The organism is Streptomyces sp. NPDC031379, from assembly GCF_055569615.1.
This window is the reverse complement of the sequence record NZ_JBVIIT010000035.1, coordinates 46435-65483: the sequence shown is the minus strand read 5'-3', so window position 1 is coordinate 65483 and position 19049 is coordinate 46435. Positions and strand designations below refer to the sequence as shown.

The window sequence follows — 19049 nt, the reverse complement described above, 5'->3', positions numbered from 1 at the left end:
CCACTGTCTCGTCGCTGGTTGTTCTTCGATGACAGGGGTCGGGTCCGGACCGTCCGTCCACCGGGATCCTCAGCGGTTCCGGGCCGCGCTCGCCGCCCCGCGCGTCGTGTCCTCGTACCGGCAGGCCCGGTGCCCGGGCACGGGCACGTCGTCCCGGAGGGGCGTGGGGCTGCCGGTGCCGCGCATGCCGAGGGCGGTCCCGGTGTCCTCGAGGGTGTGGTCCTGGCGTGGCACGGCGTATCGCCGTATCGGCTGCCCCGCGGACTTCGGCCCTGGGGGCCGGGCCGGTGGGCGGCGCCCGGTCGGCGTCCTCGACGCCGCCGGCGTGGGTTCAGGATCCGAAGAGCCGGATCGGCCGTCCTTCGCGACAGCGGTGTCCGGCGGCTCGACGAAGGCCGCCACCGGCGGGTCGGGACCGTCGTGCCGGATGCCGGCCTGGCCCTTCTCGGGCAGGCAGGTCACATGGCCCTTCTCGGGCAGGCGGGTCACATGCCGGGCGCGGTGGGCGGCCGGCGCGTTCGGTGACCTCGGTCATCGCCGCAGGCGTCTGGGCCGAGGACGACGTGTCGGTCCCCGGCCAAGACGCCTGCGGCGTTCACGATCAGGCTCGCTCACCGTCGGTGGACGGCGCGATGTTGTGGTTGATGCGGAAAACCTGGTTCGGGTCGTACTTCGCCTTCAGCTCGGCCAGCCGCCGGTGGTCCGCCTCGGTGTAGGCCCGCCCGACCCCTTCGGGAGTCGCGTCGTGGTCGAACAGGAACCCCGGAAGCATGGCGCCGGTGTCCCACGGCCTGAGCTGCTCCAGCTCCGCCTCGGCGGCCTCGCGGGCCGCGTCGGCCAGCTCGGCCGGGGCCGCCGTCCGCATCCACAGGTGGAAGGCCGCGCCCTGGGTGCTGACCGGGTGCGGGTGGCGGGGCGGCCGGTTCAGTGCCCCGCCCAGGTGGCGTATCTCGAGGCTGGGGAACGGCGGGGTCCCGGGCACCGACGGGTCGATGAACGAGGCCAGCACCTGCACGGCCTCGTCGTCCAGTTCCTGCAACAACGCACTGCGCAGGTGCGCCGTGATCGGGAACTTGGGGTCGTCGTAGATCTCGGTGATCTCCGTGTACGGGATGACGCCGCAGGTGTCCTTCGTCGGGTTGAAGGCGCGCAGGGGGGCCACCAGCCGCGCGCCCTCCTCCGCGTCCCCCGTGTAGACCACGCGGAACTGCACGTGCGAGCGGCCGCGGAACTCGTCGGGCAGCTGCGGCGCGTCGGGGAAGCGCAGGAGCGTCACCGTGGACGACATCTCCTCCGGCTGCTCCTTGGTCCAGGCCAGGTAGGTGCCGATCATCCGGGCGGCGTGCCCGGCGTCCTCGACCGGGTACCAGATCTTGCCGCCGTAGACGGTACGCAGCGGCAGCAGTTCGACCTCGGCCGCGACCACGACACCGAAGTTGCTCTTGCCGCCCCGAACCGCCCAGAACAGGTCGGGCTCCTGGGTGGGCGAGACGGTGCGGAGCCGGCCGTCGGCGGTGACGATGTCGAGGGAGCGGACGTGGTCGGCGGCGAAACCGTAGGTGCGGCCGGTCAGCGGGAGACCGCCGCCGGTCAGGTAGCCCATCACGCCGACCAGCTCGGAGGAGCCGCACAGCGGCGCGAGGCCGTGCTCGGCCGCTGCCGTGACCACCTCGCCCCACCGCAGCCCGGCGCCGATCCTGGCGGTGCCCGCTCCCGGGTCCACCGACAGCTCGCGCAGCTCCGTGGTGGCGATGAACACGGCTCCGTCCGCGGGCACCGACTTGCCGTGCCCGGTCGACTGCACGGCGAGCGGGCGTCCCGTCTCCGCCGCGAACCGCACGGCGGCGGCCACGTCGTCGGCGTCGGCGGCGACCACGACGGCCGCGGGCCGGTGCCGGACCGTCAGCAGCCAGCCGGAGGTGGTGTCCTCGAAGCCTTCGTCACCGGGGTAGAGCGTGCGGCCGCGGATCGACGCGCCCAGGCTCACCACGTCGTGCCAGGCCGCAGGCTCGTCGGCGACGTGGTCGCCGACGAACTCGGCCAGGGTGGTGGTGTGTTCCAGCTCGCCGTCGGCGGTGTAGACCTCGGCGGTGCCGGTCCCGCGGTATCCGGTCCCCTCGAGGTGCGCCTCGACATGGATCTGCACACGGCCCGGCTGGTCGGCGGCCGGGGTGTACGTCTCGGTCAGCTCGTAGGAGAACCGGCCGGGCTGCCCTGCGCTCCAGACGCCGGTGCCCACGCTGACGGGGGTGCGCAGCGCGACGGTGCCGTCGGGTGCGAACGAGATGGTGAAGGGGGGTTCGGCCGGGTCGGCCTGGGCGTCGTGGTGCACGCGGCCGGTCCACACACCCACGGGTATCCGGACCGCGTCGGCCGCGGAGTTTGCGTCGAGCATGTCAGTTTTCCACCTTCTCGAAGGACTGCGCCGCGTCGTCGGCCTCCGCCATCGGCGGAGGGCCGGGCATCCGGGCGTTGCGCAGCAGGGTCGCGGCCCCTACGGCCAGCAGTACGGAGAGCACCGCACCGACGATCGCGGTCGTCTGCAGGCCTTCCACGAACGCGTCACGGGCCGCCGCCAGCAGCTGGGCGCCTTCGGCGGCCGGCAGCTTGTGGGCGACGTCCACCGCGGCGGCGAGGGTGTCCTTGGCCGTGTCGCCGGCGGAGGCGGGCAGTCCCTCGGGGAGCGTGTCGTCCAGGTTCGCCCGGTACACCGCGAAGCCGACGCTGCCGATCACCGCGACGCCCAGGGCGCTGCCGAGTTCGGTACCGGTCGAGGCCATCGCGGACGCGGCGCCGGCCCGCTCGGGCGGAGCGGCTCCCACGATCAGCGCGGTGCCCAGCGAGACCATCGGGCCGAGCCCGAGACCGGTGACGGCCGCGCCCAGCACCGCGATCCACAGGTCGTCGCGACCGCCGACCTGGGCCAGCACCACCATGCCGACCGCGGAGACCAGCAGGCCGCCGGTGAGCAGCGTGCTCAGCTTCATGCGGCTCGCGAAGGCGGGGGCTCCCATGGCACCGATCATGATCATGATGGTGGTGGGCAGCGACCAGAGGCCGGCCTGAACCGGCTCCAGCCCGCGGACCAGCTGCAGGTACTGCATGACGAAGAACTGCGAGGCGGCGGAGAGCAGCGTGGACAGCACGAGCATGACAAGGGCCGTGCCGAACAGGTTCTTGCCGAACAGCGAGAGATCGACCAGCGGCTGCTCGATCCGGCGCTGGCGCGCGACGAAGAGCACCGCCAGCACCAGGCCGACGACGATGGCGATGACCGACTCGGCTTCCAGGCCGTCCGCGGCGATCCGCTTGAGGCCGAAGATCAGGCCGAGGATTCCGAGGATGGACATGATCGCGCTGATGAAGTCCGGGCGGGCGACCGACTCGTCCCGGTACTCCGGCAGCACGATCGGGCCGAACACGATCAGCAGCAGCATGATCGGGACGCCGAGCAGGAAGACCGAGCCCCACCAGAAGAACTCGAGGAAGGTGCCGCCGATCAGCGGGCCGATCACCGTGCCGAGTCCGAAGAAGCCGGTCCAGGCCCCGATGGCGGCACCCTGCTGCTTGGGGTCCTGGAACATGACCCGGATCAGGGAAAGGGTGGAGGGCATCAGGGTGGAGCCGGCGATGCCGAGCAGCGCCCGGGCGGCGATGAGCATCGTCGCGTTGACCGCGAACGCCGAGAGGACGGAGGCGACTCCGAACGCGACCGCGCCGATCAGCAGCAGGCGCCGGCGGCCGATCCTGTCCCCGATCGCACCCATGGGGATGAGGAAGCCGGCGATGAGGAACCCGTAGATGTCCACGATCCACAGCAACTCGGTGTTGCCGGGCCGTAGGTCGGCGGTGAGAGTGGGCAGTGCCAGATGCAGGACTGTCAGGTCCATGGCAATGAGCATGGTGGGAAGCGCGAGGACCGCGAGACCTAACCACTCTTTCCGGGTCGCCCGCGGTGCTGCCGCCTGACCTACGTCGGTACTCAACGGATCTCCTCGAGTTGTCAGTGAACGCCGTACAACGGAACCCTAGAAGCTCAAGTCAGGTTGAGGTCAAGGCCTGATCTTCCCGCCGTGCCCCGCCGGCCGCGGCGCGTACCTCCGCCAGCAGCCGCGCCTGCCGGAGGCAGTCGGGGTCGTGGTGGGCACCGGTCCGTACCGCCTGCGCGAACGCGTCCACGGTGTTGCCGACCTGGTCGTCCGGGGAGAGCCGCAACTCCTCCACCCCGGACCCGCGCGCCAACCGCAGCACCGGGACATGGTCCGCGGGAGGGGTGAAGGCCCGGTCCACGGTGATGTGGCCCTCGCTGCCACGCACCTCGTACGTCGACAGGTAGGCGTGCTCGAGACCGAAGGTGAGCTGCGCGGTCACCCCGGACGGGGTCACCAGCAAGGCGGCCCCCGAGGTCTCCACCTGACGGCCGGAACCCGCCGTCAGCACCGCGCCGGCCACCCGCAGTTCGGCCCCGAGCAGGTGGAGGGCCGCCCGGACCGGGTAGACGCCCACGTCCCACAGGGCGCCGCCGCCCAGCTCGGGCCGGTAGCGGATGTTGTCGTCGGGCAGCGCGGGGACGGCGAACGTGGCGTGCAGGGACCGCGGTTCGCCGATGGCGCCCGCGGCCAGCAGACGCCGCACCTCGGCGTGCTGCGCGTGGTGCACGAACATCACGTTCTCCATCAGCACCAGGCCCCGCGCGGCGGCCTCGTCGAGCAGCCGCTCGGTCCGTGCCGCGTCCATGGTGAGCGGCTTCTCCGCCAGCACGTGCTTGCCCGCCCGCAGCGCCGCCTCCACCCACTCGGCGTGCAGCCCCGTCGGCAGCGGCACGTACACCGCGTCCACGTCGTCGCGGTCCAGCAACTCGGCATAACCGGACGCGGCGTGGCAGCCGTACCTGCGGGCCTGCTCCTCCGCCCTGGCCGGGTCCCGGCTGGCGATCGCCGCCAGCTCGACACCGGGGCGGGCGGCCACCGCCGGCAGCATCCGGCGCAGCGCGATGTCGGCACAGCCGAGCACGCCGATCCGCACCGGCGCCGTGCCGCGCCCGCTCACCGCGCCCCCGCAAGCATCCCGTTCAGGCACGCCAGCAGGCTGCGGGCCTGCACGTTGACGTAGTTGCTGTGGCTGACCAGGGAGGTCAGCTGGCCCACGGTGACCCAGACGAACCCGGGCGGCGGATCCAGCGGAACCTGGTCCTCCGCGGGCTCCAGCACCATGTAGCGGCTCTCGGCGTTCAGGAAGCGGCCGCCCTCCTCGGAGTGCACCGCCTCGTACCGCACGATCGACGGGTCGGCGGAGAGCGCCAGGTCGAGGAAGGCGGGACGGTCCTCGGGCGGCAGGTCGTCATGGTTGCCCGGCACGCACTGCACGGTGGGCCCCAGCTCCAGCGCGTCCAGGAAACCGGCCTCCGCCCTGGCCCGCATGAGCACGTGCAGCACCCCGTCGATCCGCCGGGTGACGAAGGCCGTGATGCCCAGCGCCGTCGGCTCGATCAGCGGCTGGGTCCACCGGCTCACCTCTCGGCTGCCGGCCTCCACCGACAGCGCCACCACCCGGAAGAACCGGCCGTCGGGCCGGTCTATCGCGTCCGTGCCCTTGACCCATCCGGGCAGTCCGGCCAGCGGCACCCGTTCCGCTCGCACGTTCTGCCGCGCGCGCTCTTCCGTGAACCACGACAGCAGCTCGACGTCGGAGTGCAACGCCCCGGCCTGCCGGGACCGGGCCAGCGCGGCCACGAACGGGTCGCGCGCCCGATCGGGGTCCACGGCTCCGATCGGGGCGCAGGCCAGCACGGTTCTGGCGTCCATGTTGACCACGTTGTCCAGGTGCAGCAGCTCGCCGATCTGCCCCAGGGTGAGCCAGCAGAAGTCGTCGTGCAGCTCGATGTCGTCGTCGACCTCGACGATCATGTTCCGGTTGCTCTTGCGGTGGAACCACGCGCCGTGCTCCGACTGCAGCACGTCGGCGAGGACCCGGCCGCGTCCCGGCTGCACGAAGTAGTCCAGGTACCGCACCGGCGCACCCTTGTGCACCCGGGTGTAGTTGCTCCGGGTGGCCTGCACCGTCGGGGACAGCTGCAGCAGGTTGGGGTTGCCCGGCTCCATCTTGGCCTGCATGAGGCAGTGCAGGACCCCGTCGAACTCCTTCACCAGGATCCCGAGGATGCCCACCTCGGCCTGCTTGATGATCGGCTGGTACCACTCGCGGTGCGGCCCGGCCTCGGTGGCGACGTGCAACCCCTCGACCGTGAAGAAGCGACCGCTGTCGTGGACCAGGTTGCCGGTGCCGGAGTGGAAGGACCAGCGGTCCAGCTCGGCGAAGGGGATGCGGTCCACGCGGAACGCGTGCGCCCGCCGGTGCCCGGCCAGCCAGCCGGAGAAATCCTCGGTGCGCAACACCGCGCCCTGCGTGGTGATGAGCGAATCGGCCAGTCTGCCGGGCAACTCGACGTCGGCACGGGGGCGCAGCAGGGCGTTCTGGGACATGGGAGGACTCCCTAACCGGGTGAGGGGCGTGGACGGGGTGGTGTCGCGGAGCCGGCACGCTCATCCACGCTCGGCCACGAACTCCTGGATCGTGGCGATCACGTAATCGAGCATCTCTTCGGTGAGCCCGGGATAGACGCCGACCCAGAAGCTCTGGTCGGTGATGATGTCGCTGTTGGTCAGCTCCCCGACCACGCGGTGCGGCTGGTCGAGGTAGGCCGGGTGCCTGGTCAGGTTCCCGGCGAAGAGCAGCCGGGTGCCGATCTTGCGCTCCTCGAGGAACGCGGTCAGCTCGCCCCGGCTGAAACGGGCCTGCGGGTCCACGGTGATGACGAACCCGAACCAGCTGGGGTCGGTGCCGGGGGTCGCCTCGGGCAGGAGCAGCCCGGGGGTGCCGTCCAGACCGTCGCGCAGCCGCTGCCAGTTGCGCCGCCGCGTGTCACAGAACTCGTCCAGCTTGGCGAGCTGGGACAGGCCCAGGGCGCCCTGCAGGTCGGTCGTCTTCAGGTTGTAGCCCACGTGGGAGAAGACGTACTTGTGGTCGTACCCCGGCGGCAACGTGCCCATCTGGTACGAGAACCGCTTGAGGCACTTGTCGTTCTCGCCCGGCTCGCACCAGCAGTCCCGCCCCCAGTCGCGCATCGACTCCACGATGCGGGCCAGCTTCAGGTCCGAGGTGAGCACACAGCCGCCCTCGCCCATGGCGAGGTGGTGCGCGGGATAGAAGCTCACCGTGCTCAGATCGCCGAAGCTGCCGGTGAGGCGCCCGTCGCACAGCGAACCGACCGCGTCGCAGTTGTCCTCGACGAAGAACAGGCCGTGTTCCTTGGCGAGTTCGGCGATCTGCCCGGCGGGGAACGGGTTGCCCAGCGTGTGCGCGATCATGATCGCCCGGGTGCGCGGCCCGATGGCTTCGGCGACCCGCTCGGCCGTGGTGTTGTAGGTGCCCAGCTCCACATCCACGAAGACCGGCACGAGACCGTTCTGCAGGATCGGATTGACGGTGGTGGGGAAGGCCGCGGCCACCGTGATCACCTCGTCGCCCGGTCGCAGCCGCCGGTCCTCCAGCGCGGGGGACGTCAGGGCGGACAGCGCGAGCAGGTTGGCCGAGGACCCGGAGTTGGTGAGGTGCGCCTTGCGCCGCTGCAGCTTGCGGGCGAACCGCGACTCGAACCGTCGGGAGCTGGGCCCGGCGGCGATGCGCATGTCCAGCGCGGCCTCGACCAGCGCCGCACGGTCGTCCTCGTCCAGCACCGCGCCGGACGGCCAGATCTCCGTGACACCGGGGACGAAGCCGGCGTCCTGCTGGGCCTCCCTGTGATACTTCCGGACCATCTCCAAGAGCTGCTGCTTCGACTGCTCTGCCTGCATGTCTGCCTGCCCCATTTCCAAGTCAGTGCTTGCCGTCGGTGCTCTCCAGCACGGCGCCCCGCCAGTCCGCCAACCGCCCTGCGGCGAGCGCCTCACGCATCCCCTGCGCCTGCGCGTCCTTCTCCGACATCAGCGGCGGCTCGGTGAACCCCCACGGAAGCGCCAGATCGGGGTCGAGGGGGTTGATGTCGATCTGGGTGCCCGGCACGTACCGCGTGGAGACCACGTAGCAGATGCAGGCGTCGTCGGTGAGCGTCAGGAATCCGTGGCCGACCCCTTCCGGCACGTACACGCACCGCCCGGAGTCGGCGTCCAGCAGGGTCGAGTGGTGCGCGCCGAACGTGGGTGAACCCACCCGCAGGTCGACGACGATGTCGCGGAGCGCCCCGCGCACGCAGGTGACGTACTTGGCCTGCCCCGGCGGTACGGCCACCCCGTGGATGCCGCGGAGGGTGTTGCGCCGGGACACCGAGTAGTTGATCTGTTCGGGCCGGAACGGCTGCCCGGTGACCGCCTCGACCTGGTCGCAGCGGAGCGCTTCGAAGAACGAACCCCGCTCGTCGCGGATCTGCTTCGGGGTGAACACGAACGCGCCGGGCACCCGGGTCTCGACCACGTCCATGTCCGGTCAGTCCCGGGTGCGGAACTGCGCGGCCGTCCGCTCCAGGATCGGCACGATCTCGCCGGGGCCGGGGGCCGCGGTCAGGTCCGCGTACACGGCGGCGGCCCCCTCCTGGAAGGAGGGCTCGGTCAGCAGCCGGGAAAGCTCCTTGCGCACCTGGTCCGCCGTCACACTGTCGGTGCGCAGGGTCACGCCCGCGCCCCTGTCCTCCAGGTACGGGGTGAGGCACATGGGGCTGCCCACGTCCTCCATCACGGTCATCTGGGGGACCCGGTGCGCGGCCGCGGCGAAGGCCGTGCCGTAGCCGCCGTGGTGGATGACCGCCGAGCAGGTCGGCACCACCTGGGTGAGCGGGAGGTAGTCGAAGATCCGCACGTTGTCGGGGACGCGCGTGTCCTTCCCCAGCTGGTTGGGGTTGATCGTGGCCACCACCTCGACGTCCATGTCGGCCACGGCCTCGAGCACGGCGGCGATCCGCTCGTCCTGGCCGGCGAAGACCGAACGCGCGGTGACGCCCAGCGACAGGCACACCCGGGGCCGCGACGGCGGCTGCGACAGCCACTCCGGCACCGGGGCCGAGCCGGTGTACGGCACCCAGCGCATCGGCAGCGTGAGATGCCCTTCCGGCCTGGGCAGCTGCCCGGGGATCGGGTCCACGGTGAAGTCGCCCAGCAGCATGTCCTCGGAGTACTCGTAGCCGAATCGCCCGAAGATCGGCGCCAGGGTCTCGGCGAGCGGGTTGGTCCGCACCTCGCCCCGCGCCGCACGGTCGGCCAGCTGCTTCTGGAGCAGGCCGAAGTAGTCGGGGCCCCACATCAACCGGGCGGACGCGGCCCCGGACTCACGGGCCGCGACCGATCCGATGGGACTGGCCGGGTCCCAGATCACCAGGTCCGGCCGCCAGTCCCGGGCGAACTCGACCAGGTTGTCGGCGAGCGGCTGCCGTCCCTCGGCGTCCGGGTAGTAGCGCTGGCAGTTCAGCAGCACGTAGAAGCGGGTCGACGCCCAGAGCCGGCCGAACGCGGAATCGGGCTCGAACCCGAGCGCCTCGGTGAAGCGGTCCAGCTCCTCCTGGGAGAGGTTCGGCGGCCCCTCAGGCACGTCGCCGAGCCGGACCGCGGTGAGACCGGCCGCGGTGATCTGCTCGGCCATGGCCGTGTTGCTGGCCAGCCGCACCTCGTGCCCGGCGCTCTGCAGCGCCCACGCCAGCGGAACGCTGGGGTACAGATGGGCGGTGAACGGTGCGACCGCTATGAGAACCCGCATGGTGAGTTCCTTCTCATCGTCCGTGGTTCGGTGGGTAGACGGGGCCAGGTGTTGTCCGGAACACTTCTCGAACACGAACGCAAGGCTCCGGGAGTGAAATCTCCGGGTCCTTTCAAAAGCGTCCACGGATTTGTGTCCCGACGAGGTCTCGAGACAAAGCACCGGACTCTGATAATGAGTCTCTTCGGCGCAGGTCGAGCGCGCAAGATCGATTTTTGCAGGGTTCCGCAAAGCTCGTGTCAGTCGTCTCTCTGAATGTCAGGGGAATGTAAGACGCCGGTCAGGAGCGGCACGAAGCCGCTGGTCGCGAGGCGGGCGGCGGGCGCCCCGACGGCGGCCGGGCCCGCTCGGCCCGCCCGGCCGGCCCGGGCGACGGGGGCTGATACCCGGCCGGACGGCTGTCCGATCAGCGCCGGCCGTGACCCGCCGACGGACCTGGGACGCGCTCGCCCGCGGCCAGGGACACGACGGCGACGGGCCGTCGGCGAAGTCGCCGACTCATGGACCGGTCACGTGACCCGAAAAGGAGTAAATCCAGTACGCGAGGGTTGTTCACGCCGTCAGGAATACAGAATTTCGCCTGCAGCCGGCCCAGAAATGCCGGGTGCCAGCGTAACCGCATTTCTCACCGTGTGGTCCGGGACGACAGGTCACGGCCCAGGGCGGCGACCACGGAGCAGACGGTGGCGGTCGCGACGAGACTTCCCAGCATGACCAGGCCCACGCCGATCACGAAGAGGCCGCTGGAGTCGTCCGACCAGTCGAGGTAGGCGGCGAGGGTCAGGCCGGCCGTGGTGCCGAGCGCGGCGCCGGCGAAGTGGCGCCGGGACGCCACCCAGCACACCGATGCCAGCAGGGTCAGCACCAGCCCGACGACCTGCCACGCCTGGTACGGACCGGTCGTCGAACCGTCGGGGTGCACGTCGCGCTGCTGGTCCCAGCCCAGCCAGGCGGCCCACGCGGCCGACGCGACGGCGGCGGAGGCGAGGAGCGACAGCAACTGCAGGGCGGGTCTTCTCAGTTCGTGGCGCATGGTCCCAGCGTTCCGGCCGGCCCGGACACCGACCAGAGCGCACCTACTCAGTTCCACCCGAGTACCCGCACCCGCCACCTGGCCGAGGGCGGCGGGTGCGGGGATCTAGGCTGCTGTCCGCAGGAGATCCGCTTCTTCTGTGCGAGTCGTGGAGTCGTGGAGTCGTGGAGTCATGAGGGAAGCCCCGTTGAACTTCTGGTCGGTCTATCAGCACGGCTTCGCGCGCGTCGCCGCGTGCACGGGCCACACCGTCATCGCCGACCCGCGTGCCAACGCCGAGGCGGTCCTGCGCCACGGGCGCCGGTGCGCGGACGAGGGCGTCGCCGTCGCCGTCTTCCCCGAGCTGTGCCTGTCCGGCTACGCGATCGACGACCTGCTGCTGCAGGACGCGCTGCTCGACGATGTCGAGGCGGCGCTCGCCGACGTGGTGGCCGGCTCCGCCGACCTGCTGCCCGTGCTGGTCGTCGGCGCCCCGCTGCGCCACCGCCAGCAGATCTACAACTGCGCGGTGATCGTGCACCGCGGCCGCGTCCTCGGCGTCGTGCCCAAGTCGTACCCGCCGAACTACCGTGAGTTCTACGAGCGCCGGCAGATCGCCGGCGGCGACACCGAGCGCGGCGGGACGATCCGGATCGGCGACGCGACGGTGCCGTTCGGCGTGGACCTGCTGTTCGAGGCGACGGACGTCCCCGGCCTCGTGCTGCACGCGGAGGTCTGCGAGGACATGTGGGTCCCGGTGCCGCCGAGCGCCGAGGCGGCCCTGGCCGGCGCGACCGTCCTCCTCAACCTCTCGGGCAGTCCGATCACGGTCGGCCGCGCCGAGGACCGGCGGCTGCTGTGCCGCTCGGCGTCCTCACGCTGCCTGGCCGCGTACGTCTACGCGGCGGCCGGTCTCGGCGAGTCGACCACCGACCTGTCCTGGGACGGCCAGACCATGATCTACGAGAACGGGGTCCTGCTGGCCGAGACCGACCGCTTCCCGCTCGACGAGCAGTACGCGGTGGCCGACGTGGACCTCGACCTGCTGCGGCAGGAGCGGCAGCGGATGGGCACGTTCGGCGAGAACCGCCGTACCCACACCGCCCGCACCGGGGACTTCCGGACCGTCTCCTTCGAGCTGGACCCGCCCGTCACCGACCTCGGGCTGCGCCGCCACGTCGAACGCCTCCCGTTCGTGCCCGCCGACCCCGACCGGCTCGCCCTGGACTGCTACGAGGCCTACAACATCCAGGTCGCCGGGCTGCAGCAGCGGCTGGCGGCGATCGGCGGCCCGAAGGTGGTCATCGGGGTGTCCGGCGGCCTGGACTCCACGCACGCGCTGATCGTCGCCGCCCGGGCGATGGACCGCGCCGGCCGCCCGCGCAGCGACATCCTGGCCTTCACCCTGCCCGGCTTCGCCACCAGCGACCACACCAAGGACAACGCCCACCGGCTGATGCGCGCACTCGGCGTCACCGCGGCCGAGCTGGACATCACACCGACGGCGCGGCTGATGCTCGAGGAGATCGGCCACCCGTTCGCCTCCGGCGAGCCGGTGTACGACATCACCTTCGAGAACGTCCAGGCCGGCCTGCGCACCGACTACCTCTTCCGGCTGGCCAACCAGCGCGGCGGCATCGTGCTCGGCACCGGCGACCTGTCGGAGCTGGCGCTCGGCTGGTCGACGTACGGCGTCGGCGACCAGATGAGCCACTACAACGTCAACTCCGGAGTCCCGAAGACGCTGATCCAGCACCTGATCCGCTGGGTCATCAGCAGCGGGCAGTTCGACGAGGAGACCGGCGCGATCCTGGCCGCGATCCTGGACACGGAGATCAGCCCGGAACTGGTGCCGGGCGAGGAGATGCAGTCCACCGAGTCCAAGATCGGGCCGTACGCGCTGCACGACTTCACCCTCTACCAGGTGCTCCGCTACGGCTTCCGGCCGTCGAAGATCGCCTTCCTGGCCTGGCACGCCTGGCACGACCAGGGCGCCGGCGCCTGGCCGCCGGGCTTCCCGAAGGCCAAGCGGGTGGCCTACGACCTGGCGGAGATCCGGCACTGGCTGGAGGTGTTCTGCCGTCGCTTCTTCGCGTTCTCGCAGTTCAAGCGCTCGGCCATGCCGAACGGACCGAAGGTCTCGGCCGGCGGTTCGCTGTCGCCGCGCGGTGACTGGCGGGCCCCGTCCGACGGCAACGCCCACGCCTGGCTGCGTGACCTCGAACGGTTCGACCTGGACGACGCGGGCGCCGGAAGCTAACCGCCGTCGCAGAGTTCGGCGACGGGCCGGCCGCGCGGCACGGCGTCGCCCTGTGGGTCCCGACACCGCGCGCTCAGGTGTTCCAGGTCTCGTCGTACGGGTCGTGCGGTACCGGGACCGGGCGAGCCGCCGTGACCCGCAGGTACGGGATGGGGCCGTCGTTGACCGGGTCGCGGGTCAGACGAGGGCTGTAGGTGCCCGTCACCTCCAGCCAGGCGTCCGGGCGCAGGACCGGGGGCAGCGCGCCGGTCAGGGCGATCTTCACCGGCTGGGCGTCCGCGGCGCAGCAGTTGAGGGCCATCCGGACCAGGTAGGGCGCGCCCGCGTGGTCCAGCGCGAGGAAACCGGTGACGCGGACGGGGCGGCCGCGCAGGGAGCGGCCGTGGTCGTAGGCCGCGCGGGAGGCGTAGTCGACCACGGAGAGCGGGACCGGATCGCCGGTGGGCAACGGGCCGTAGGCGTACGGCTTCTGCAGCGCCGTACCGGAGCGCACCGCGCTGTAGGAGCCGAGGGCCGGCGGGGCGATCAGGATGAGCGCGAGGAGAGGGAGCAGCAGCAGCCAGGCGACGCGGGGTTCGGGGTGGGCGTGGCCGGCGCCCCCGTGGCCCGCCGCGGCCGCCCTGCCGCGCCTGCGTTCGTACCAGGCCGTCGCGAGCGCCGCCGCGATCAGGACCGCGCCCGAGGCCAGCAGCAGCGGGCGCAGGCCCGCCTTGACGTAGCGCAGGTAGAGGTCGGTGGCGCCCGCGTGCAGCAGGGCGGCGCCGAGCAGGAACATGACGGCCGCCTGGGCCTGGCGGTTCACAGCAGCACCGCACCGGTCGCCACGGCGCCCGCGACGGCCAGCACGAAGGTGGCGGGCGCGAAGCGGAGCGCGAAGCCGCGGCCGAAGGTGCCGGCCTGCATCGCGAAGAGCTTGAGGTCGATCATCGGGCCCACCACCAGGAACACCAGCTTGGCCGTCGGGGAGAACTGGGTGAGGGAGGCCGCCACGAACGCGTCCGCCTCCGAGCAGATCGACAGCAGGACGGCCAGGACGGCCAGGGCGAGGACGGAGAACAGGGGGCTGTCGGCGGCCGTGCGCAGCCAGGTCGCCGGGGCCGCCGCCTTCAGCGTGGCCGCGGCCATGGCGCCGAGCACCAGGAAGCCGCCGGCGTGCATGGTGTCGTGGCGGACCGAGTTCCAGAACGTCTCGCCCCTGGTCGCGCCCTCGTGCGCGCCGTGGGCCGGCGGGCGCAGCCAGTCCGTGCGGCCCAGCCGCTGCCACAGCCAGCCCATCGCGCACGCCACCAGCAGGCTCGCGAGGAACCGGGCCAGGACCATCTCCGGGTCGCGGGGGAAGGCGACGGCGGTGGCGGTCAGCACGATCGGGTTGATCGCGGGGGCGGAGAGGAGGAAGGCGAGCGCGGCGGCGGGGGGCACGCCCCGGCGGACCAGGGCGCCCGCCACCGGCACCGACGCGCACTCGCAGCCCGGCAGCACCGCCCCCGCGACCCCGGCCACCGGCACGGCCAGGGCCGGGCGGCGCGGGAGGGCACGCGCGAAGAAGGACGCGGGGACGAACACCGCGATCGCCGCCGAGAGCAGCACGCCGAGGACCAGGAAGGGCAGCGCCTGCACGGTGACCGCCACGAACACCGTCATCCAGCTCTGCATCAGCGGGGTGCCGAGGGCCCCGCGGATCGGGGACTGGGCGAGCACCGCCAGGACCAGTGCCAGGGTCAGCACCAGCGGGGAGCTGAGCCGCCGGCCGTCCGTCCCCGGCCGCTCGCCGCCAGGGCGCGCCGGGCCCGGGGCTGCGGCGCCGGGCGGGGCGTCTTCGGTGATGGCCACGGGCGGATACCTCCGGCTGGTTCTCTGCCTCCCCCTCAGTACGCGGTGCGGGGCACAGCTGTTCAACCCGTCGCTGGAACCGCTTTTCTCCTTGGGGCAGTCTTTTCCCTTGTGGCGAGCGTTCCGTATCAAGGGGGGCCCGGGGCCCAGCCGGCGCACATGGTGGTGTGCGGTGACGACGGGCTCGCGCACCGGCTGGCCGCCGAGTTGCGCGGAGTCTACGGCGAACAGGTCACCCTCGTGGTACCGCCGAACGAGCGGACGGCCCGGCCACCCGTGGTCGGGCGGGCCCGGGGCGCGTCGGCGCTGCTCGACCGCGTGGTCAGCGCCGCGGTCGGCTCCGTCGGCCGCGGCGGCGGCAACGGGCCCGTCTCCGGCGCGGGCGCCGCGCCGGGCCAACGCCCCGACGGCGACAGGGTGCTGGAGGCACCGCAGCTGACCGAGGCCGTGCTCGCCGAGGCCGGAGTGGAACGGGCGGCCGCGCTGGCCCTCGTGTACGACGACGACGAGACCAACATCCGGGCCGCGCTGACCGCCCGCCGGCTCAATCCCCGGCTGCGGCTCGTCCTACGGCTCTACAACCGGCGGTTGGGCCAGCACATCGAGGAACTCCTGGACCAGGTGGCCCGGTTGCCCGGCCGGGACGGCGAGGGCGGCGGCGTCGACGCCTCCACCACCGTGCTGTCCGACGCCGACACCGCCGCGCCCGCGCTGGCCGCCACCGCCGTCGCCGGCACCAGCAAGGTCGTCCAGACCGAGGGGCTGCTGCTGCGGGCCGTGGAACGACCGCTGCACGGGGCCGGGCCGGGCGCCGGTTCCGGACTGTGCACCCTCGCGCTGCTCTCCCCCGCCGGGACGGATCCCGCCGGTGACGGCTCCGAGGGCAACGGCGAGCAGGAGCCGCGGCTGCTCCCGGACGACGAGGAGGTACGGCAGGCCGGCGGGCGGGCGGCCGTGGTGCTGGAACAGGTGTCGGCCGCGGGCGGGCCGGAGTCGGCGGCACCGGGCCGCGGGGTGGGGGTCGTCCCCTCGCTCGCCTCGCTGTTCTCCCGGCGGCTGCGCTGGTCGCTGGCCGGGCTCGTGGGCTGCGTGGTCGCGCTCGCCGTCGCGCTGTGGGTGGTGACCGGGATCCACCCGCTGCGGGCCTTCTACCTCACGCTGCTCGACATGTTCGCGATCGACGACCCGGCCATCGGGGAGTCCCTCGGCCGGCAGATCCTCCAGCTCCTGTCCGGGCTGGTGGGACTGCTGCTGCTGCCCGTCCTGCTGGCGGCCGTCCTCGAGGCGCTGGGCACCTTCCGGACCGCGTCCGCGCTGCGCAAACCGCCGCGCGGACTCGGCGGGCACGTGGTCCTGCTCGGGCTCGGGAAGATCGGCACCCGGGTGCTGACCCGGCTGCGGGAACTGGGCGTTCCCGTGGTGTGCGTGGAGTCCGACCCGGAGGCGCGGGGCCTGGCGACGGCGCGCCGGCTGCGGGTGCCGGTGGTCCTCGGGGACGTCACCCAGGAGGGCGTGCTGGAGTCCGCGAAGATCCACCGGGCGTACGCCCTGCTCGCGGTGACCAGCGCCGACACCACCAACCTGGAGGCCGTGCTCTACGCCCGGACCGTACGGCCCGACCTGCGGGTGGTGCTACGGCTGTACGACGACGACTTCGCCACCGCCGTGTACCGGACGCTGCGGGCCGCGCATCCACAGGCCTCCACGCGCAGCCGGAGCGTGTCGCACCTGGCCGCGCCGGCTTTCGCGGGGGCGATGCTGGGGCGGCAGGTGCTGGGGGCGATCCCCGTGGAGCGGCGGGTGTTGCTGTTCGCCGCGGTCGAGGTGGACGGGCATCCCGAGCTGGAGGGGCGGACCGTGGCGGGGGCGTTCCGGGCCGGGGCGTGGCGGGTGCTGGCCCTGGAGGGGAGGGCTTCGGTGCGCGGTGATCACGTGCTGCGCAAGGGGGACCGGGTCGTGGTGGCCGCCACCCGCCGCGGGCTGGCCGAGCTGGGCTGACGCGAACCGGCGGGACGGGTGGATCCGGGGCCCGGCCGGGCCCGCCGCGCCCGGCATGACGCCGTGCCCCGGTCCGGCACACCCCGGCGGGCGCCCCGCACTCACGCGCGACGCCCGCCCTCACCCGCCCGTGGACCCGGCCGGGCCGCGGTACGGCTCAGGGGCCTGCCGAACGGCTCCCGGTCAACGGCTCACGCCCTCGCCAGGTGCCGCTGCGCGAACTCCAGCTCCAGGCCCACCTGCTTGATCCGCTCCTCCACCACCAGCGAGCCGTGCCCCGCGTCGTACCGGTACACCTCGTGGACGGCGCCCCGCGACTCCAGGCGCTTGACGTAGTTGTCGATCTGACGGATCGGGCAGCGGGGGTCGTTGACGCCCGCCGAGATGTAGACCGGGGCCTTGACCTGGTCGACGTAGGTCAGCGGGGAGGACGCCTCGAAGCGCTCGGGGACCTCCTCCGGGGTGCCGCCCAGCAGGGTGCGGTCCATGGCCTTCAGGGACTCCATCTCGTCGTGGTACGCGGTGACGTAGTCCGCGACCGGCACCACCGCGATGCCCACCGCCCACGCCTCCGGCTGGGTGCCGAGGCCGAGCAGGGTGAGATAGCCGCCCCAGGAGGCGCCGGTGAGGACCAGCCGCTCGGGGTCGGCGACACCGGAGGAGACCGCCCACTCGCGCACCGCGGCCACGTCCTCCAGCTCGATCAGGCCGACCCGGTGCTTGAGGGCGTCGGTCCAGTCGCGGCCGTAGCCCGTGGAGCCGCGGTAGTTGATGCGGACGACCGCGTAGCCGTGGTCGACCCAGGCGGCCGGGCCGGCCGCGAAGGAGTCGCTGTCGTGCCAGGTCGGGCCGCCGTGCAGATCGAAGACCGTGGGCAGCGGGCCCGTGGCACCGGCCGGCTTCTGGATCAGGGCGTGGATACGGCCGCCCGGGCCCTCCACCCATGCGTCCTCCACCACCACCGACGGCGGGCACGCCATACCGGGCGGGTCCAGGACGACGCCGCCGGACGTCGAACGCACCGCCGGGGGCTCGGCGGCCGACGACCACAGGTACTCCACGCTGCCGTCGGGGCGGGCCGTCGCACCGGAGACCGTGCCGGGCGGGGTGGGGATACGGGTCAGCTCGCGGGCCGCCACGTCATAGCGGAACAGCTCGCTGCGGGCCTCGAAGCCGTGCACGACGAGGAGGGCGGAGCCGTCGGGATACCACTCGGCGCTGACGTCACCGGGCAGGTCCAGGGCGAGGTCCGTCTCCGCGCCCGTCGCCACGTCCCACACCAGCGGCTCCCAGCGGCCCCGGCGCTGATGGCCGATGAGCAGGCGGGTGTCGCCGTCGACGGGGGCGAAGCCCAGCACCTCCAGGCCCAGCTCCCGCGTGCCGCCCTCGGTGTCGTCCAGCTCGGTGACCGTCGAGCCGTCCGGGCGCAGCACGCGCAGCGCCGCGTGCATGGCGTCGCCGTGCTCGGTGTGCTCGACGGCGATCAGGGTGCCGTCGTGGGAGAGGCCGCCGACGCCCGCCGACTCGCGGTGCCGGTAGATCTCGACCGGGTCCTCGCCCTCGCGCGCGAGGTGGATGGTCGTGCCCTCCTCGTCCGTGGAACGGCCGACGACGGCGGTGCGGCCGTCGCGGGCCAGGGCCAGACCGGCCGGGTAGGAGGGGTCGAGGCCGGGCACCGCCGGCGCGTCGTCCCCTCCGGTGAAGGGCTGGCGGCGCCAGATGCCGAACTCGTCGCCGTCCTTGTCGTCGAACCACCAGATCCAGGCGCCGTCCGGGGAGAGCACACCGTCCGTCGTGCCGTTCGGCCGGTTCGTCGCCTGCCGCTGCTCGCCCGTGGCACGGTCCCAGGCGTACAGCTCGTACGTGCCCGTCGCGTTCGACACGAACAGGGAGCGGTCGGGCGCGTCCTCCGCCCAGTCCGGCAGCGACACCCGCGGCGCCCGAAAGCGCCTCTCCCAGTCCGGCACATCCGGCGACTTGCTCTCACTCATGGCCCCAGTCATGCGCCCATACTGCCTGGTCGAACCGACAATTGGGTGGTGGGTGTGCGCAGCCTGTGGACAACTTTCCGGCATGAGCGCACAGACCGCCTCCCCGCCCCTCCCGAGGGCCGGCTGAGGACATGGCTGCCATCGCGTCCCGGCGGACCACCCGCGCATCCCGCTGATCCGCTCCGGGGAGGCCGCCGAACGCCGACCCGCGGGCGGG

At 72.6% G+C, this 19049-nt stretch carries 14 protein-coding genes; 2 read left to right on the top strand and 12 right to left on the bottom strand.

Going from position 1 to position 19049, the window contains the following annotated elements; translation table 11 throughout:
* Positions 1–69 precede the first annotated feature (69 nt).
* From ACZ5CW_RS37105 to ACZ5CW_RS37065, 9 genes are all read right to left on the bottom strand, one after another.
* On the bottom strand, positions 70–489 hold the full coding sequence (locus ACZ5CW_RS37105; RefSeq protein WP_468609476.1) for a hypothetical protein: 420 nt from the start codon (positions 487–489) through the stop codon (positions 70–72).
* 112 nt (positions 490–601) lie between these two features.
* Entirely contained in the window at positions 602–2395 is a 1794-nt protein-coding gene (locus ACZ5CW_RS37100) for an FAD-binding oxidoreductase (RefSeq protein ID WP_468609474.1), read from the bottom strand.
* A 1-nt stretch (position 2396) separates the two neighbouring features.
* Positions 2397–3986, bottom strand: coding sequence for an MFS transporter (locus ACZ5CW_RS37095; protein WP_468609472.1), 1590 nt, complete (start codon positions 3984–3986; stop codon positions 2397–2399).
* 55 nt (positions 3987–4041) lie between these two features.
* Positions 4042–5079 (bottom strand): Gfo/Idh/MocA family protein, encoded by a 1038-nt coding sequence (locus ACZ5CW_RS37090; protein ID WP_468609470.1) that lies wholly within the window; start codon positions 5077–5079, stop codon positions 4042–4044.
* A complete protein-coding gene (locus tag ACZ5CW_RS37085; protein ID WP_468609468.1) occupies positions 5046–6482 on the bottom strand; it encodes an NDP-hexose 2,3-dehydratase family protein in 1437 nt (478 codons plus the stop codon). Before ACZ5CW_RS37085 ends, ACZ5CW_RS37090 begins: the two co-directional genes overlap by 34 nt.
* Before the next feature lie 60 nt (positions 6483–6542).
* Positions 6543–7853: a lipopolysaccharide biosynthesis protein RfbH gene (gene rfbH / locus ACZ5CW_RS37080; protein WP_468609466.1), complete on the bottom strand. Its 1311-nt coding sequence runs from the start codon at positions 7851–7853 to the stop codon at positions 6543–6545.
* 22 nt (positions 7854–7875) lie between these two features.
* A complete protein-coding gene (locus ACZ5CW_RS37075; RefSeq protein ID WP_468609464.1) occupies positions 7876–8475 on the bottom strand; it encodes a dTDP-4-dehydrorhamnose 3,5-epimerase family protein in 600 nt (199 codons plus the stop codon).
* 6 nt (positions 8476–8481) lie between these two features.
* The gene (locus tag ACZ5CW_RS37070; protein WP_468609463.1) at positions 8482–9741 is read right to left on the bottom strand and encodes a nucleotide disphospho-sugar-binding domain-containing protein; all 1260 of its coding nucleotides are present in this window, start codon (positions 9739–9741) and stop codon (positions 8482–8484) included.
* Positions 9742–10366: 625 nt separating this feature from the next.
* Positions 10367–10774, bottom strand: a complete 408-nt coding sequence (locus ACZ5CW_RS37065; protein ID WP_468609461.1) for a hypothetical protein — start codon at positions 10772–10774, stop codon at positions 10367–10369.
* A 172-nt stretch (positions 10775–10946) separates the two neighbouring features.
* On the opposite strand from ACZ5CW_RS37065, the gene ACZ5CW_RS37060 reads away from it, so the two are divergent.
* Positions 10947–13013, top strand: coding sequence for an NAD(+) synthase (locus ACZ5CW_RS37060; protein ID WP_468609459.1), 2067 nt, complete (start codon positions 10947–10949; stop codon positions 13011–13013).
* 73 nt (positions 13014–13086) lie between these two features.
* On the opposite strand, the gene ACZ5CW_RS37055 is transcribed toward ACZ5CW_RS37060, so the two are convergent.
* Positions 13087–13815 (bottom strand): TIGR03943 family putative permease subunit, encoded by a 729-nt coding sequence (locus ACZ5CW_RS37055; RefSeq protein ID WP_468609457.1) that lies wholly within the window; start codon positions 13813–13815, stop codon positions 13087–13089.
* Complete coding sequence (locus tag ACZ5CW_RS37050) at positions 13812–14843, bottom strand: permease (RefSeq protein WP_468609455.1); 1032 nt, start codon at positions 14841–14843, stop codon at positions 13812–13814. Before ACZ5CW_RS37050 ends, ACZ5CW_RS37055 begins: the two co-directional genes overlap by 4 nt.
* 159 nt (positions 14844–15002) lie before the next feature.
* Here ACZ5CW_RS37050 and ACZ5CW_RS37045 point away from each other — a divergent pair, with 159 nt between their 5' ends.
* Complete coding sequence (locus tag ACZ5CW_RS37045) at positions 15003–16841, top strand: NAD-binding protein (RefSeq protein WP_468609453.1); 1839 nt, start codon at positions 15003–15005, stop codon at positions 16839–16841.
* Positions 16842–17032: 191 nt separating this feature from the next.
* On the opposite strand, the gene ACZ5CW_RS37040 is transcribed toward ACZ5CW_RS37045, so the two are convergent.
* Positions 17033–18832, bottom strand: coding sequence for a S9 family peptidase (locus ACZ5CW_RS37040; protein ID WP_468609451.1), 1800 nt, complete (start codon positions 18830–18832; stop codon positions 17033–17035).
* Positions 18833–19049: the final 217 nt, after the last annotated feature.